This window comes from Lysinibacillus halotolerans, assembly GCF_003711845.1.
In the GTDB taxonomy this organism is placed as follows: Bacteria; Bacillota; Bacilli; order Bacillales_A; family Planococcaceae; genus Ureibacillus; species Ureibacillus halotolerans.
Window position 1 is genome coordinate 75907 of sequence record NZ_RHLQ01000003.1, and the last position, 16169, is coordinate 92075.

Here is a 16169-nt window from a genome sequence, read left to right on the forward strand (position 1 = left end):
TTCTCTAGTTCTGCGTAGTTCGTTCATTTTTCTTTTTCACCGTTATTAATGGGGCGATTACTTTCCAAATCCATTTATTAGATAAGACACAAACGATTATAAACGCTATACCAAATAATAGGATATAGTTCCCCGTTTCCTTAATCCATTCATAAGCCACTGTTGATTCAAAGGCTCTTATAATAAATAAATGTAATAAATATACACATAGTGTTTTTGCACCTACATTTGTGTACCAACGCTTATTTTCAGGTACTAAAGATAAGAAAATATAAGTCGCCACAAACATGAATACATATACGAGTAAGCGGCTTAACGCACCTATTTCTAGAATTGAAAATTCGATTTCCTCATAAGGAATTCGTCCAAATAGCCATTCTTGCCAACGAACATCTCCGTAAAGATGGATGACGATAACAAGCACTAGCCCTAAAATACTCGCAATGGATACATTCCATTTATTTTTCATCTTCACGAAATTTTCACGACTCATGTAATACCCCATTAAAAAGAACGGGAAGAAGAAAAATATTCTTGCCAATGACAGCCATTCATTTACTTCACTAATATAGCCGACAGATAATGATAAAACTACTGACATTACTACCATAATCCAATGACGGCCAAATATCGTTAACATCAATTTCCACATGACCATACTCAATAAAAACCATAAAGCATAACGCGGTTCAAAAAAATCATAGGTAACATCGTCACCAAAGATGTTTTTATAATAAAATGTATAGGCTATTTGAAAAATGATGTAGGGTAGCACTAACGTTTTCCCTATTTTTTTCAAATCATTTTTACTTTTGATCGTTCGAGAAAAGTGCCCTGATATTAATATAAATGCCGGCATATGGAATAAGTAAATGACCAAATATAAAGTATCGAGATACTCGTTCTCTTGTAGATAACCAGACATTAAATGTCCTAATACCACTAAATAAATAAGTAAGGCTTTTGCGTTATCAAAATATGCACTTCTGTTCATTTTTATCCCTTCTTTTCCTTTCAGATTACTATTCTAACATAGAATCATAGTCTTCCAGATTTCCAATTTCTTCACCGGGATGAAAAATAGCCCGTTTAAAAATTAATTGATTTCTTATATAAACGTTTAATTATTCTATATGAATGCGCTTTATTCATAAAAAATGAAATTTACCCCATTTTCAAAATTTCTGAAGGGTGTCTTTTATCTTACCGAGTGCTATTTTTTTACAATAATTCATTTCATTTTAATCCCACTTCCAAAATTCCCCTCCGCAAAAAAGGGGCAATTATCAAATAGGATAATTGCCCCTTCATTCGTTACTACCACGTTTCATTTAGTTTATTGGCATAAAACCGAATTGCTTTTTCATAGTTTAATAGATCTTCATCCGTCGTTGTGTTAACTAAACAAAGAAGCAATACTTCCATAGCTTGCTGATATTCTTCTAGATTATATAAAGTCATTGAGTAGAAGACTTTTATTGCGTGATTGTTTGGGAATAATTTTAATCCTTTTTGAAAGGTTTCTTTTGATTTTTCATATTCTCCAATTGTTCGATATGTACTGCCTAACCCTATAAGGGCACCTTCCAATTCTTTTTTTGGTAAGCCTAATTTAATTGCTTTTTCATAATAGGGAACGGCTCTTGTTTCCTCTCCTAATACATCGAAACTCCACGCACATTGATAGTTAAGAGAAGCATGGTTAGGAAAGTTTTGTACAAGATCAATCAATATGTTATTCGATTCTTTAAGCTTTCCTTTTCCCCTTAAATCTAATGCTTTTTCTAATATTTGTTCCATTTTTCATCACCACCTTTTTCTCCACATTTCCCCAGTATTGTTTCATTCATTTAACAGAATTGCATCTAAACTTTCCCATCGATAAATTAACAATTCAAGTTCTTTCCCACCAATTTTGATCGTTTCTGATTTGAAAAGTTCAGCACCAAACGCTTCGTAAAAGTAGCGGGTTTTATTGTCTTCTAAAACTTCCACAAACACTGTGTCATAACCTAACTCTTGAAATTGCAAGAACAGTTGCTTCATTAACTTCTTCCCAATCCCTTGACCTTGGTATTCTTCTAAAAGATAGATAGACGTTAAATCCCCTGAATTTGGAATTAGGTTTTCTTTTCTTTTACTACAATCAGCAAACCCTACAATATCTCCCGTTGGACTTTCAGCAACGAACACGTAATTTCCCGTTTGCGCAATATTTCGTTTCCACAATTCCGTTCTTTGCTCGTATGACAGTTTTGCTAAGAAACTATCCGGTATAATATTTTTATAAGTCGTTCTCCAAGAATCGACGTGTACTCTTGCAATTCCTTCTGCATCAGATATTGTTGCCCTTCGAATGTTCATTCTATCCTCCCCTTCATCTTCCTATATTTGTTAATGAATAGTATTCAATAAAAAAAGCATTTATCCTTCAACGGACGAACGCTTCATTTATTTCCTTATAAAGTTTTAATAATAGTGAATGTTTAATCATCTAAATCATTACTGAAAAAGGATTTTTGTTCTTCTTTCATTCCATGCTTTTTTTCTAAATACCGGCCAATAACGGAACTATCAATTCCTTTTCGAACAGCCGTTTCAATGATGATATAAAATATAATTAAACTAACGATGTATAAAATAATCGAGATAAAAATATTCACAAAGTTTCTTCCTTCCACAGACGTTTTAATTTCATTTTATATCGTTCAAGATTTTAATTTATAAAGTTTATTAAAACTTTCTCTATTTCATGAGAAAATTCTTCTTTTTTCCATAGCATAACCGCCTTATGCTCTCCAAACTTTTCGATTAAAAATTGAAGAATAGAGTAACCAATAAAATAAGCTAGACGAGTATAGCCGAAACGACTACCACCATTTATGGAAAACCATTCCATATATACCTCTTTTGATGATAAATGTTTTACATCCAATTGAAAAGCTTTAATAATTTCCTTTTTGTTGTTATTCGCAAATTGTAGCCACCCTTCCCTATCCTCTTCATATAGAAAATAAATTTCTTCATTTACATCTACAATTTGCTTAGAAAAGTAAGTTGCACAACCTTCTTGTAATAGCCATGTATAAGGATGTTCCCATTGCATATTAGCCCAATTTACCCCTGCTTGTTCTGAAAGAATATTGTGTAGAACGTGACCAAATTCGTGGGCAATGATTACCTTTAAATGGTGCTCTTTCGATGACAATTTTTCTAAACAGAAAGTGATGTCGGGGATGATTTGACGATGGGTAAAGGCATTCGATCCATGCAACCCTATAATTATATGGATATTTATATTAAATTCCACATCGTATTTCCTTTTGTATAAAGTGACAATTTGAGAGATTATTTGTTCAACTACCTCGTTGGACTTTCGAATATCATCCATCTTAGCAGGATACTTTAGAAGCGACAGCTCGATTCTTTTTTCAAAGTTATTTTTAATATGAGATTGAAAGTATTCGGTAAAATGGAAAGAACAATCTCTTAAAAAACAAGAGATTGTTCTTGAAAGCGATCCGAAGAATTTATTCTTTACACTAATGTCGATTCGGCTACTTTTGATGCAAATGGCGGTTTCACTTCCTCTGGGATTCCTGGAACGTATTTTTTCCCTCCCGTTTCCACAAAGAATTCTTGTCTCGCTTGGTCAATCAGTTCTTGATTTGTAAGCAAATCATATAGCGAAAGGGCCATTGTTTTAGCTGCTAAATGCATTCCTTTATAACCTATAGAAGAACCGTAGACAGCAGTTGCCTGCCAAGAATGGGCTTGTACGCCAACCGGTGCACAGGTCGTCATAACCTGTCCAACTGGCGTAATCCAGCTAACATCCCCAACATCGGTTGAACCTCCGATTGAAACACCCTTTAAATTTTTATAGTAGTCAAAGCTAGTTGGTAAAATGTCTTCAATATAAGTACCAAATTGTTTCTTTGACGTTTCAACGATTTTTTCATCCACTGTATTGACCAACTCTTTAGCAAATTCCAATTCACTTTCAGTAAAGAGAGGAGCTCCCACTAGTTTCATATTTTGAAGCATTAATTCATTTAACACATCATTCGGAAGCGTTTCGTAAGCAAAGGCTAGTATTTCAGAACGGACTTCCGTTTCGGTCATCATTGCCGCCCCTTTAGCAATCTTCTCTATTCGTTCAAGCATTTCATCTACTTGTTCCTTTGTTGCTGCCCGCAAATAGTACCATACACTCGCTTGATCTGGAACAACATTTGGAGCCATCCCTCCATTTGTAATGACATAATGAATTCGTGAACCATCAAGCATATGCTCTCGCATATAGTTCGCTCCAACGTTCATTAATTCCACTGCATCTAACGCACTTCTACCAGCATGGGGTGCTCCGGCTGCATGGGCAGTAATGCCTTTAAAATGAAATTTCACTGAAACCATCGCCGTCATACTCATATTTACTACAAAGTTAGATGTGCCCGGATGCCATGTTAATGCGCAATCTAAATCATCAAACACCCCTTCTCGTGCCATAAACGTTTTCCCTGATAGCACTTCTTCTGCTGGACATCCATAATAACGAATCGTCCCCACTAATCCTTTGGCTTCCATAACTTCTTTCACTGCCATTACGGCCTCTACTCCCGCTGTTCCTAGTAAATTATGTCCACAGCCATGTCCGGGTCCATTTGCTACCACTTCCGTATGAACAGTACTTACCGTTTGTGATAACCCTGGTAATGCATCATATTCTCCTAAAATACCAATGATAGGATTACCAGAGCCATATTCTGCTACAAAAGCAGTGGAGGCACCGCCAATTTCCCTTGTAATCTTAAAACCTGCCTGTTCTAAAGTTAGCATTTGCAACTCACTTGCGTATTTTTCTTCATAGGCAATTTGGGGATTGTCCCAAATGTTTTGAGCCATTTCTGTAAAAACACTTTGATTATTTTTAATCCATTCTAAAATATTTTCTTTTGTCATTTTCAACAGCTCCTCTTTCTTTTTTATTTAATGAATATTGGAAATACGAAAACTATTAAAACAAACATAGAGATAAATTAAGCGACAGATTTTTTACGAGCTTTTACTTTTTCTAAATAAAGACAAATAGTAATGGTAATTGCAATACAGATAATTCCTCTGAAGAAAGGTATAATCGGGGTTAAATTTATAACGATGCCTGTTATGACAGCGATTAATCCATATAACGGGTTTTTAATAGCGAATTGAGCTAAAATACCTCCAAATATGGCCGGTACGACAAATTGAAAGGTAGCTTGTACAGATGAGGGTATAATCGAAATCAGGTAAGAGCCACTAGCAATAATTATGGCTATCACAACAATATTTACTAACGAAGCGGCTGCAATGGCTAATGCGGCTGTAATCTCTCCTTTTTTCGTTCCCGGCTCAGCTCCAATCGTATTTTGAGCGGCTGCAGCAGCGGGAAGACACATATTTGAAATATTGCCAGTTAAAAAGGCTAAGTAGGTACCTGAAACACCTAATGTTGGATAATAAGAAATTGGTTCAATTACCCATGCATATCCAACCATGGCTGCATAGGCTATAAATGCTGCAACAATCGGGCCCCATCCAGGGTGATAGCCGACAACAAATGAAAGGTAGAGCGGCAACAGAACACTTAAAATAATAACTGCCCACATTGTTAAGCGGCCCCAAAAATGAGATTTTTGATGGAATTGTTCCATCTCTAGACTTTCGACCTTTGGATTTGCGGCAATTTCCTCTGCTACTAAAGCTTTATTACTCATTTCCATCCACTTTCCCCCTACTTATATAATGAAGAATCCGACTGACAATGCTGCCAAAATTGAAAATCCTAATGACCATTCTTTTAACCAATTCAACTTAAACTTATTCGCAATAATCAGTAAAATGAACATGAACAAAGCTGCGGTAATAATAACAACAGCATTGGTAACTCCCTTCAATAACTCAGCACTTCCAAAGTTTCCAAAGACCCCCAGCATAGCAGCACTTGAAATAATTGCCATTAAGCTTCCTCGTTTACTTCCTTGTTGACTGGAGATTTTCTCCTGCATTTTACCTAAGGATTTCGTAAAGAAAACTGTTACTAATAACCATCCTAATCCACCTAAACACAATGTCCAAACGATTGTAGTATAGGCTTGTTCATTAAAACCATCAGAGCCAAGTTCTGTACCAAAGGCAGTAGCAGCTAAATTAGCACCCGCTGATTCAGTAGCTGAAGATCCAATGACAACAGACCTCATGAAAGTCACTGGGTTTCCGAGAAATGTCATTAAAGAAATGGCAATAATTAAGCTGGCCATCGCTGGACCGATTGCATTAATCGCCCCTACTTTAAGTGCGCTCTGGACTTCCTGCTTAGTCATTCCAACATTTTGACTTGTCCTAGTAGCAAGTCTTATAAATACAATCGCTTGAAAAATAACAATCCCTATAACAATTGCGGCAAATATCCAGACCGGATAGCTATTCGCTAATTGTAAAGCCTTTTCCACGTGACCCCTCCTTCATACTTAAACTTTTATAACCTTCTTCCTTTTGACCACATGTAATATCTCCTTTCATTATTTTGTATTTTAAGTTAACAGAATATTTTAAACATTGTAAAAATCGGAAATCCATGTTATATTTCTAACAATACTAAAAGGTAATATAAAAATAATAGTAAAATTTTTATTTGGGGTGATTCTATGAAGTTAGTAAACAAGTTTAACCCTCTTCAACCTGAATGGAAAAAAAACATACAATCTTTGCAAATGTCGAAAACTTCTCCTCCATTTCAAAATTCCATAGCCTTTGTTTATCAGTTCAAAACGAAAGGAAATATTAACGAGAACATTCTTTTCCCGAGCATACCAAATGGTTGTATCGATCTCCTTTTTCATCTAGACGGCATACAGTCGCAATGTTTACTCGTTCCAAGTCCTAAAAAACGGACATTCCTTCCTTTCAGTGCATACTCTACATACTTTGGAATCCGTCTATTTCCTCTACAAAAATTATTTCCTTTCCAACTATCTTTAAAAGAGATTAATAGTGAAAAGGCTTTCTCGTTATTTGAAGTTGCCCCCTATCTACGCCCTCTTTATGAGTTACTTCTACAAAAGCATACTTTTATCGAACAAATGCAACTTCTTGAGTGTTACTTAAAACATCCTCGTAATTCACAACTTTATTCCACCATCGTTGCAAGTTGTATAAACAAAATCATCTTTCACCATGGTCATTTGCATGTGAAAGATTTAGAACAATTTACTGGCTACTCCGAACGATATTTACGTCTGTTGTTTCAAAAAGAGCTAGGCATTCCACCAAAAACATTCCTTCAACTTGTGAATTTTCAATATATAATCAACGACATTGTAAAAGGTGATTTTCATATAGAAAAACACCTAAATGAAAATCTCTATTATGATTCATCCCATTTCTATAAAACTTTTAAAAAGTTCACGAATATGACGCCAGGGGAGTATCGGAAAATATTAGTTGATGAGGTTTAAACTAAATGTGGAAATGTTAGTTGTTTACCTAAAAGTGAAAATCAAAAAAGCTCCATAAAAAAATCAGACCTCTACTTATTGTAGAGATCTGATTAATCGTTCGTTTATGCAATTGGGAACCAACCTGGAACATTTAAAATTCGATGCCATAATGGATCAGGTACGACAAGTTGTTCTTGATTGTTTTTATCAATTTTCGTTACAATTTCATCTTCTCTTCCTTCGGCAACTTTTTGCACCCAATCTGGGTCAATAATCAGTTCTCTGCCTATAGCGATAAGAGGAACGCCTGTTTCAAAGGCTTTTCGTGCATCTTCTGCAGTATGAATCGAACCTACACCAATTAAAGGAACTCGATTATCGATTTTTTCAAGTAAATAATCGATACGCGTTTTCGTTAAATCTTCTACCCCTCTTCTTGGCGTTGAGAAGAATTCCGATAAAGAAACATGTAAATAATCAAGACCTTTATTAGCTAAAGCATCTACCAACGCTAATGTATCGGCCATTGTAATGCCTGGTGTTTCCGGTTCTTCTGGTGAAAAACGATAACCAACGATAAACGGTGACGTTGCATGTTTTTCCACTACACTTTTCACCTTATCCACAATCGCTAATGGAAATGTCATACGTTTTTCTAAACTGCCTCCAAAGCGGTCTTCTCGACGATTACTATGGGGTGAGAAGAATTGTTGAATTAAATAGCCGTTTGCTCCGTGAATTTCTACACCATCAAATCCAGCTTCAATCGCTCGACGTGTTGTTTCACCAAAGGCTTCAATAATTTCTTCGATTTCCGTTTCTGTTAAAGCTCTTGGTGAAATGGCTCCTGGCTGTTCAGCTGGCACATCGCTAGCACTAACAATCTCTCCATTCGGTACTAATTCTGGAGGGCATAATCGACCACCATGGAAAATTTGTAATACCGCCTTTGCTCCTTCTGCTTTAATCGCTGAAGCAAGTTGTTTGAAACTCGGAATCATTTCATCTCGATCGCCAGCAAATTCACCGTCAAATCCTTTTCCATTCGGTGTGACATATGTACAAGCAGTAATAACCATACCAACACCATTTGAACGACGAACATAGTAGTTAACCTCTGCTTCGGATACAGTTCCATCCGGATTTGCTGAGTAATTCGTCATTGGTGCCATGACGATACGATTTTTTAATTCCACACCATTAGGTAAAGTATAAGACGTAAATAAATCTTGGTACTTACTATTCATAGTAATGTTCCTCCCATAAACTATATTTTATAAAAGCTATCTAAGCTTCATAAGCATGATAAAAAATTATATATTATCGACTTTTAACAAACAAATTAACTGCCTCTTGAACGGAGTCTTGCAATTTTTCTTCGTCACCATTAGCTTGCTGGATACAATCCATTAAGTTATAGCTTACGATTAAACCAATTGTGCGATCCACCCCAGAACGTACTGCTGAAAGTTGTGTAATGATTTCCTTACAATCTTTCCCCTCTTCCATCATTTTCAAAACGCCCCGAAGTTGCCCTTCAATCCGCTTTACCCGATTTTTCAATTTATCTTCGTAGGAATTCAACTGTATCCCTCCCTCTAATGATAACTTTTAGCCACATGGTATACCCCGATAGGTACTTTGTCAAATAAATCCACTTATTCATATATGAATACTTCTATTCCTTTTTTGTCCCAACGAAATCTATTCTTAACACGAATAAAAAGCGTTAATCCTTTTTTCAAAGATTAACGCTTAAGTCATCATGATTATTTTTTGCTAACAACCGCCATCGTACAACGAGACACACAAATTAGTTTCTCATCTTCATCGACAATTTTAATGTCCCAAACCATCGTTGTCCGTCCTTTATGTAAAGGAGTTGCAATCGCCTTGACAACGCCGTCTTTTTTACTGCGGATATGGTTGGCATTGATCTCCATTCCAACAGGATTGTACTTTGTTAAATCAACATTTATAGCCGTAGCAATACTTGCAGCCGTTTCTGCTAAAGCAACGGATGCGCCTCCATGCAAAATCCCTGCAGGTTGTCTCGTTTTTGGCCCGACTGGCATTGTCATAACGACCCGATCTAATGATAATTCTTCATATTGAATATCAAGAGCTTCGATAAGCGTATTCAATGCTTGAGATTGAATTCGCTCCATATACGCATGTTCATCTTTCACACCATACAAATCCAACACTTCTTGAGAAACAATCATGTTCCAACCTCCTAAATTAATTTTACAAGGATTCTTCCTCTTGCTTGAGCTTTTAACAATGTTGGCAAGACTTCTGGAAGTTGGGCAAGAGATACTTCTTGTTGAATAAATTCTTCTAAACACTCAGATTGGTAAACATTCGCTAAACGCTCCCACACTTTTAGACGTGTTTCCATATCACAATATACGGAATCAATCCCTAATAAATTCACACCTCGAAGAATGAATGGATAAACCGTAGTTGGAACATTTCCTCCTGCCGTTAAGCCACTAACTGCGACTGACCCACCGTATTGAATTTGGCTAAGTAACGCAGCTAATGGTTCTCCACCAACAGGGTCAACTGCGGCAGCCCATTTTTGTTTACCTAGCGCTCGAATTTTACCGTCATATACTTCTTCCCGTGGAACAATAGAAGTAGCGCCGAGACTAGTTAAATAGTCTTGTTCAGATGCTTTCCCTGTACTTGCTTCTACTTCAAAGCCAAGTTTAGAAAGAATCGAAATGGCAAAACTACCAACACCACCAGTTGCTCCCGTCACTAACACTTTTCCTTTTTCAGGAGAAACACCGTTATCTTGTAGTCGCTGTACGGACAAGGCTGCCGTAAATCCTGCTGTACCGATAATCATTGCTTTTTTTAAAGTTAACCCATCTGGAAGAGGCACAACCCATTTAGCTGGAATACGGGCATATTCGCTATAACCTCCAAAATGGGATACCCCGATTTCATAGCTTGTCGCTATAACCTCGTCCCCTTCTTTAAAACGGGGATCTTCTGAAGAAACGACAACTCCTGCTAAATCAATTCCTGGTACAAACGGATAGTTTTTAACAATGTTCCCATTTGGGATTGAGGCTAGACTATCTTTATAGTTCACTCCAGAATAGTGAACTTGAATTAACACTTCCCCTTCTGGTAAATTGTTTATTGTTAGTTTTTGAACATCTACAGAAAATTGTTCTTCTTGTTTATTTACGACAAGCGCATCAAATGTTTGCATATGTAAATACCCCTTTCAATACAACTTTATTAGGCAAAGACTAAATAACCATTTCACCTTTTACAAATTCCACATTCAGTGGCAAGACTCCTTCTTAACGAACAGTTAAGCTAAGTTATGCTTCTATGGGAGATGAAATATCAAGCCTATTATTATATTATACTTTAAATTAACAAGGACTACCGTTAATCATGTTCTATTACTTTTATAGCCAGTTCAATTGGAAGTAGCACCTTTCTCAGAATAGGTATATTGATTTGGACTCTTTCTGCCGTTTTAAATTGCTCCATTATGTGCCTTTTTACGGCTGATACATATCGCTCAGGTAAAATCGGCTTGCCTGGAAGTATACTTGCATTTGGTGGTGCTCCGTATTTGGCAATTTCTTGTTGGGTTTGCATAGCAATCTCTGCAGCACTTATTTGTTTTGTCCAAGAGAGGGTATCTGTTACCTGGAACGTTTGATCTTCTTGTGATGTTACTCTCTCAATATCATTTGTAATTAGGTAATGCTTATATTCATATACCCATGTCGTTGTTCGATCTTGATAATACGTTTGCAGATAGTATCGTTCAAATTGCGTAGTATCTGCAAGTGTTGTTTCACCTTAACTTACAGTTGGTGCTTCATATTTTGGAAACCATCCATCATATGTGTTGTCGCTTACTTGTACTACATTCGATTCATAATTCCGTACCCATTCCGGAATAAGCCTTCTGGATATAAGTTTTCCGCCACATGTCCTGTTGGATCCCAGTAGTTTACCGGATTGTTCATGACATAAGAATAACGGTTCAATGATTGGGTTTGCATCATATTACCAGGATACGTATCTTCCGACATGAAGCGACCTATGGATGGGTCGTACCAACGGGCATTCATGTTCACTAATCCGGTTTTCCCATCGTAAGACATTCCCGTAAAGCTATTGAAGTTATACGGTGTTGTCGTACCTGTATAAATTCCACCAAAGGCATCATATCGATACTCTTCAATCATATCTCCGTAACGATCTGTTACAGCGGAAACGTTACGTATACCATCATACTGATAGTATAACAAACCACCCGTTGTTTTTAGGTCCGGATTATGGGATGGATTAGATAACCCGTGCATCCCAAACATTTTTCGGGAAACCGTTTGATTGTCTGGTCCTTGATAGTACTCAGCATAAGGAGAACCACTTTCACTGTATTCTTTATGAAGAACGTTTGATAATCCTTCATATAAATAGGTCGTTTTCTTATGATAAATGTGGTCCATACTGTTTTGACCATTTTCTTCTAACCATTTTTTATATAACCCAAGTTTTTTTCCTTGCCCCGGGTTATTAAATGGACCATTTCCATTACCTGGATTACCTAGATTGCAATTGTTACTATTTTTATTGTTGTTTTTGTTCGCATTTTCGTTTCGTTTTTCTTCGCCTTTTCCGTTATTACCTTTGTTGTTATTGCTAGCTACTTTGTTCCCATCATAATCTTTCCATGACATTTCCTCACGGTATATTTGACGACCTAGTCCATCATAGGAATAGCTAGTATAACTTTCATCTTCAAATTCGGCTAAAGTTAGTTGATTTGCACCATTGTACGTATATTGAACAGTTTTTCCTTCCGATGTTTTGGATATTACATTGCCGTTATCATCATATTGATAATCGGTATTACCATCAGAAAGAAGTTGATTCATCACGTTGTACGTATAATAGATCGTTCCTTGGTCATTTTTCATACTTAATCGATTGCCTGCTGCATCGTACGTATATTGAACGTTGTTTTGAGCAGGTATTACTTGTAAGGGTATCTCCGTTTTCAGTTGTTTCATAATGCCCTTTATCAAGCTCGTAGTTTGTCATTTTATCGTTATCATATTCTGTGATATAAGCTTCTGGGTCATCTTTAATAAATTCATAGCTTTGCGTACTTCCATCTAAACGTGACTCTCCGATCGAAAACTCCGTGTACATTTGTAATCGAGAGTCTGATTGGATGTTCCAACCTTTTCCAAAATAGCCTAATTCACTATCGTTGCTTGAATAGTTCCTTGTAAGATTTAAGGAAAGGGTTACTTGAGGGACATTTATATCTACTTCTTCCAGTTCTAGATACCCATTTTCAACATTTACTGGTGGTTCTTCCTTTGTTTCCGCAGAAATAGGTTCTTCGGATATAGCTCTTGGTTGTGACGGGTTGAGATTTGAATTTTCAGTTAAATTTCCCGACACTAAGTTTGGAAGCCCTTGCGTAACACTATTCGCTTCACTATTATTTCCTATTGTTTGATTGGACGTGGCGCTTGTCAATGTATTGGCCATAGTATCATTAGTCGTATTTTGTTCAGAGACTAAATCTAGCAAACTATTCGGATTTGTGAATAACTCATTGCTATTACGGCTATCATTTTTTTCCTTTGTCGGGAACACAAAATATGCTCCAACACTACTGAATGCGAGTAAAAAAGATAGTAAAACTAAAAAAGCCTTTTTTTTTCAAAAAAATAAACCCCTTCCATTACTAAGCGAAAAAAGACAGTACAAAACAAGCTACCAGTAAGAGGAGTTTATCGATATTACGGTAACTCAGCCACCTTGATAGGATTTTTTACCCACTTTAGGTCTGTAGCTTTGCGTCCCCACCTTTCGATAGGTTTGCCCCTTGCGCCTTAAAATTAAGTATTTTTTACTACAATGCTAAATTGACCAAAAGTAATAAACCTTTTTTTCACAAAATTAGTAATATTTACTCATGTCTAATATAACTGATTTTCAACATTTTTTTTACATATTTTGCGATGTAAAATTTTGAATTAGGAGTTTAATAGCAATAAAAAAAGCAATCACCATTACTGATTGCTTCTAATCCAAAAAATATTATTTTATTCCCATCTCATGGGATAAGGATCAGTTGTAAATGAGGATGATTGACCACTGTTTCATGAAATTTTTCATCTATTCCATATAACGTTTTGAAGGAATGTTAGCATTGACTACACTGCACAAGTATTCGCTTGGTCAAATAAAAAACGATAATCTAATTAAGATTATCGCCTTACTTATCCTATTTCTCATTTATTGCAACGGCTGCCTGAATAAAGGAAGTAAAAAGATCCGGTTGAATGTCTTCCATTTTTTTAATTTGTATATGCCTCATAGTTTTACCTGAACCTTGTAGTAAGTGATGGACATCCATTTCTTCAAGCTCAATTCCTTGATGGAAACCGAGGTTCACATGTTTTTTCGCCGTTTGTAAATAACATACTAATCCATTGTTTGAATAGTTCGGCATGGACCATTTGTACTCTTCCTTCAGTTTCGGTGACGCATCTAAAATTAGTTTTCTTAAAACGAGGGTCATTTCTTGAATGTTTTCGGGTAGCCCCTCTAACCATTCGTCCACTTCCTTCATTGTTCTTTCTCTATAAGTCATTGTGAATCTCCTTTTTATATGGAAAGGTATCCTTAGGATAAGGAATATAAATAAACATCTTGCCCTTTTAAAACAATTTCCTTTTCTAATGTCATTCCAATCTTTTCTGCAACCTTTTTGGATGCCGTATTAGCAGGTTGAATAAGGGCAATAAACCTTTCTAGTTTTAATTGCGCTTTACCATAATCCAATAACGTTTTAGCTGCTTCAGTTGCGTAGCCTTTTCCCCAATATCGTTTGGCAATCCAATAGCCGATTTCGATCTCTTCTTTGCCGTCTATCGTTTGGGGTACTAATCCAGCATGCCCAATTAAGCTGTTATCCTCTTTATTGACTAACACCATTAAGCCATAATATTCACCGAATTCATATGTTCGATAAATCCAATTTAAGAACTCTTGCCCACCTTCTTTATCTCTTACGTTCCCATTTCCAATGTAGCGAACAACATCCGGGTCAGATAATAATGACATGAGAAAATCAAAATCCTCGTTCGTATACCTGCGGAATCGTAATCTATCGGAAGTAATCAATGTTATCCCCCTTAACTAAAACTAAATTGTGATAAAACCTTTTCTCCCTTTACAACCGAAAATCCTTCATCTTAAAAGAAAAAGGAATTCATGCTTTAAATTCCTTTTTGTTGAATCAATTGATTTACGATACTTTTTTACCTAATATAATTAAATCTCTTTTGATACCGTCTAAAGTAGCAACCTCTGGTAATAACGCCCACTTTTCAAAACCAAAACTAGTAAATAGGCGGAGGCTTGGTTCATTGTGACCGAAAATAAATCCTAGTATCGTCTCCACTCCATAATTTGGAGCGGATTCAATTACTTTCGTTAACACTTTTTTCCCGAGACCATGCCCTCTAAAATTTTCATCTAAATAAATACTTACTTCTACCGTTGCACTATAGGCGGGTCTTCCATAAAAATCTTGAAGGCTAACCCATCCACAAATTTGACCATCTAGCTCTACTACCCATAACGGTCTTTTTGATGGTGAATGTTCGTGGAACCACTTTAATCGATCTTCGACTGTTACAGGTTCTGTATCTGCCGTTACCATTCTACCAGGAATGGTAGAGTTATATATTTCAACAATTCTCGGTAAATCTTCTAGTGTTGCGTCTCGAAAAGCTATTTCTTGTGACATCCAACCACTCCTTTTTAGCCAAGTTTTATTTTCATGTTAATGCTCATTATCTCCAAATACAATAGAAAGTTTTTGCTCACCATCTCTATAAAAAAAACGCCTCTACAAATGGTAGAAACGCCTCTTAAAATTTTGGTCGTTCTCTTTTAAAAATTCCATAATACAGTAAAATAAATCCGATGACCATAAGGAAGACAAATCCATAGACCATCACCGTCATTCCGACGAAGCCGTCCCCTTTATTCATACCGAATAATATCCCTAATATCCATGATAATAACGGTGCGACAAAGACGATGGTTGTAATACCCCAAACAGTAAATTTTCGTTTTGCCGATTTATTCCGACTGAAATATACAGCCAAAATAATTGCTAATACTAAAATACAAATGGCAATAAGCAACTAAAAACGCGCTCCTTTAACATGTCTTGATGACTAAGTTTTTATAACCATTCCAATTGTATCGCTTTTTTATAAGCTAAATCTAGTATTTGAATTCGTTTCTCAAAGTTCGTTTCAAGCTTTGTAATCATTTGTTTTGCCGTGTTAAAGTTCAATAGAACATATCCTGTTTTTTCATTTTCAAATGTATAAGGCAAAAATTGTTGTACTTTTACCAAATACCAAATCGTATATGTGTCAGTCGATTCCCAGTACCATGAGGCAAAAGGAATTTTTTCATTTGATATCGTCATCCCTACTTCTTCCATCGCTTCTCGCTCCAACGCTTCTTCAAAGCTTTCGTTCCCTTCTATTCTTCCACCGATTGTTGTGAGAATCTGTTCTTCCTTGTCCCAAGCCATTACAACTAACCCATCATCTGTTATCGGAACACAATGTACGCCCGCAATCGGTTTATCGTTAGGCAACT

The 16169-nt window shown here is 36.2% G+C and carries 21 protein-coding genes and 1 riboswitch; of the genes, 1 reads left to right on the forward strand and 20 read right to left on the reverse strand.

The window, feature by feature from the left end; all coding sequences use genetic code 11:
• Positions 1–4 precede the first annotated feature (4 nt).
• The 8 genes from EC501_RS02570 to EC501_RS02600 form a co-directional block, all read right to left on the reverse strand.
• Positions 5–994, reverse strand: coding sequence for an acyltransferase family protein (locus EC501_RS02570; RefSeq protein ID WP_122970721.1), 990 nt, complete (start codon positions 992–994; stop codon positions 5–7).
• A gap of 323 nt (positions 995–1317) precedes the next feature.
• A complete protein-coding gene (locus EC501_RS02575) occupies positions 1318–1800 on the reverse strand; it encodes a tetratricopeptide repeat protein (RefSeq protein WP_122970722.1) in 483 nt (160 codons plus the stop codon).
• Between the two features lie 42 nt (positions 1801–1842).
• A complete protein-coding gene (locus EC501_RS02580) occupies positions 1843–2364 on the reverse strand; it encodes a GNAT family N-acetyltransferase (protein WP_122970723.1) in 522 nt (173 codons plus the stop codon).
• A gap of 122 nt (positions 2365–2486) precedes the next feature.
• Positions 2487–2663: a hypothetical protein gene (locus EC501_RS18475; protein WP_174232635.1), complete on the reverse strand. Its 177-nt coding sequence runs from the start codon at positions 2661–2663 to the stop codon at positions 2487–2489.
• A gap of 53 nt (positions 2664–2716) precedes the next feature.
• Positions 2717–3310 (reverse strand): DUF5700 domain-containing putative Zn-dependent protease, encoded by a 594-nt coding sequence (locus EC501_RS02585; protein WP_122970724.1) that lies wholly within the window; start codon positions 3308–3310, stop codon positions 2717–2719.
• A 227-nt stretch (positions 3311–3537) separates the two neighbouring features.
• Positions 3538–4962 (reverse strand): amidohydrolase, encoded by a 1425-nt coding sequence (locus EC501_RS02590; protein WP_122970725.1) that lies wholly within the window; start codon positions 4960–4962, stop codon positions 3538–3540.
• Positions 4963–5039: 77 nt separating this feature from the next.
• Positions 5040–5762: a small-conductance mechanosensitive channel gene (locus EC501_RS02595; RefSeq protein ID WP_122970726.1), complete on the reverse strand. Its 723-nt coding sequence runs from the start codon at positions 5760–5762 to the stop codon at positions 5040–5042.
• Between the two features lie 15 nt (positions 5763–5777).
• Positions 5778–6491 (reverse strand): DUF5058 family protein, encoded by a 714-nt coding sequence (locus EC501_RS02600; RefSeq protein WP_122970727.1) that lies wholly within the window; start codon positions 6489–6491, stop codon positions 5778–5780.
• A 195-nt stretch (positions 6492–6686) separates the two neighbouring features.
• Here EC501_RS02600 and EC501_RS02605 point away from each other — a divergent pair, with 195 nt between their 5' ends.
• The gene (locus EC501_RS02605; RefSeq protein WP_122970728.1) at positions 6687–7496 is read left to right on the forward strand and encodes a helix-turn-helix transcriptional regulator; all 810 of its coding nucleotides are present in this window, start codon (positions 6687–6689) and stop codon (positions 7494–7496) included.
• Between the two features lie 104 nt (positions 7497–7600).
• Here EC501_RS02605 and EC501_RS02610 read toward each other — a convergent pair whose 3' ends face one another.
• From EC501_RS02610 to EC501_RS02665, 12 genes are all read right to left on the reverse strand, one after another.
• The gene (locus EC501_RS02610; RefSeq protein ID WP_122970729.1) at positions 7601–8725 is read right to left on the reverse strand and encodes an NADH-dependent flavin oxidoreductase; all 1125 of its coding nucleotides are present in this window, start codon (positions 8723–8725) and stop codon (positions 7601–7603) included.
• Between the two features lie 73 nt (positions 8726–8798).
• A complete protein-coding gene (locus EC501_RS02615) occupies positions 8799–9062 on the reverse strand; it encodes a metal-sensitive transcriptional regulator (RefSeq protein WP_122970730.1) in 264 nt (87 codons plus the stop codon).
• A gap of 185 nt (positions 9063–9247) precedes the next feature.
• Positions 9248–9646: a hotdog fold thioesterase gene (locus EC501_RS02620; protein ID WP_122970793.1), complete on the reverse strand. Its 399-nt coding sequence runs from the start codon at positions 9644–9646 to the stop codon at positions 9248–9250.
• 68 nt (positions 9647–9714) lie between these two features.
• Positions 9715–10707, reverse strand: coding sequence for an NADPH:quinone oxidoreductase family protein (locus tag EC501_RS02625; protein WP_122970731.1), 993 nt, complete (start codon positions 10705–10707; stop codon positions 9715–9717).
• Positions 10708–10892: 185 nt separating this feature from the next.
• Positions 10893–11108 carry a hypothetical protein gene (locus EC501_RS02630; protein WP_122970732.1) on the reverse strand — a complete coding sequence of 72 codons (216 nt, stop codon included), beginning with the start codon at positions 11106–11108 and terminating at the stop codon, positions 10893–10895.
• A 272-nt stretch (positions 11109–11380) separates the two neighbouring features.
• Entirely contained in the window at positions 11381–12535 is a 1155-nt protein-coding gene (locus EC501_RS02635; RefSeq protein ID WP_122970733.1) for an RHS repeat-associated core domain-containing protein, read from the reverse strand.
• Positions 12432–13133, reverse strand: a complete 702-nt coding sequence (locus EC501_RS02640; RefSeq protein ID WP_122970734.1) for a DUF6531 domain-containing protein — start codon at positions 13131–13133, stop codon at positions 12432–12434. Before EC501_RS02640 ends, EC501_RS02635 begins: the two co-directional genes overlap by 104 nt.
• Before the next feature lie 147 nt (positions 13134–13280).
• Positions 13281–13373: riboswitch (cyclic di-GMP riboswitch) on the reverse strand.
• Between the two features lie 394 nt (positions 13374–13767).
• On the reverse strand, positions 13768–14136 hold the full coding sequence (locus tag EC501_RS02645) for a DUF1801 domain-containing protein (protein ID WP_122970735.1): 369 nt from the start codon (positions 14134–14136) through the stop codon (positions 13768–13770).
• Between the two features lie 32 nt (positions 14137–14168).
• On the reverse strand, positions 14169–14669 hold the full coding sequence (locus EC501_RS02650) for a GNAT family N-acetyltransferase (protein ID WP_122970736.1): 501 nt from the start codon (positions 14667–14669) through the stop codon (positions 14169–14171).
• A 124-nt stretch (positions 14670–14793) separates the two neighbouring features.
• On the reverse strand, positions 14794–15297 hold the full coding sequence (locus EC501_RS02655; protein ID WP_122970737.1) for a GNAT family N-acetyltransferase: 504 nt from the start codon (positions 15295–15297) through the stop codon (positions 14794–14796).
• 124 nt (positions 15298–15421) lie between these two features.
• On the reverse strand, positions 15422–15700 hold the full coding sequence (locus tag EC501_RS02660) for a hypothetical protein (RefSeq protein ID WP_122970738.1): 279 nt from the start codon (positions 15698–15700) through the stop codon (positions 15422–15424).
• A gap of 41 nt (positions 15701–15741) precedes the next feature.
• On the reverse strand, positions 15742–16167 hold the full coding sequence (locus EC501_RS02665) for an NUDIX hydrolase (RefSeq protein WP_241559260.1): 426 nt from the start codon (positions 16165–16167) through the stop codon (positions 15742–15744).
• Positions 16168–16169: the final 2 nt, after the last annotated feature.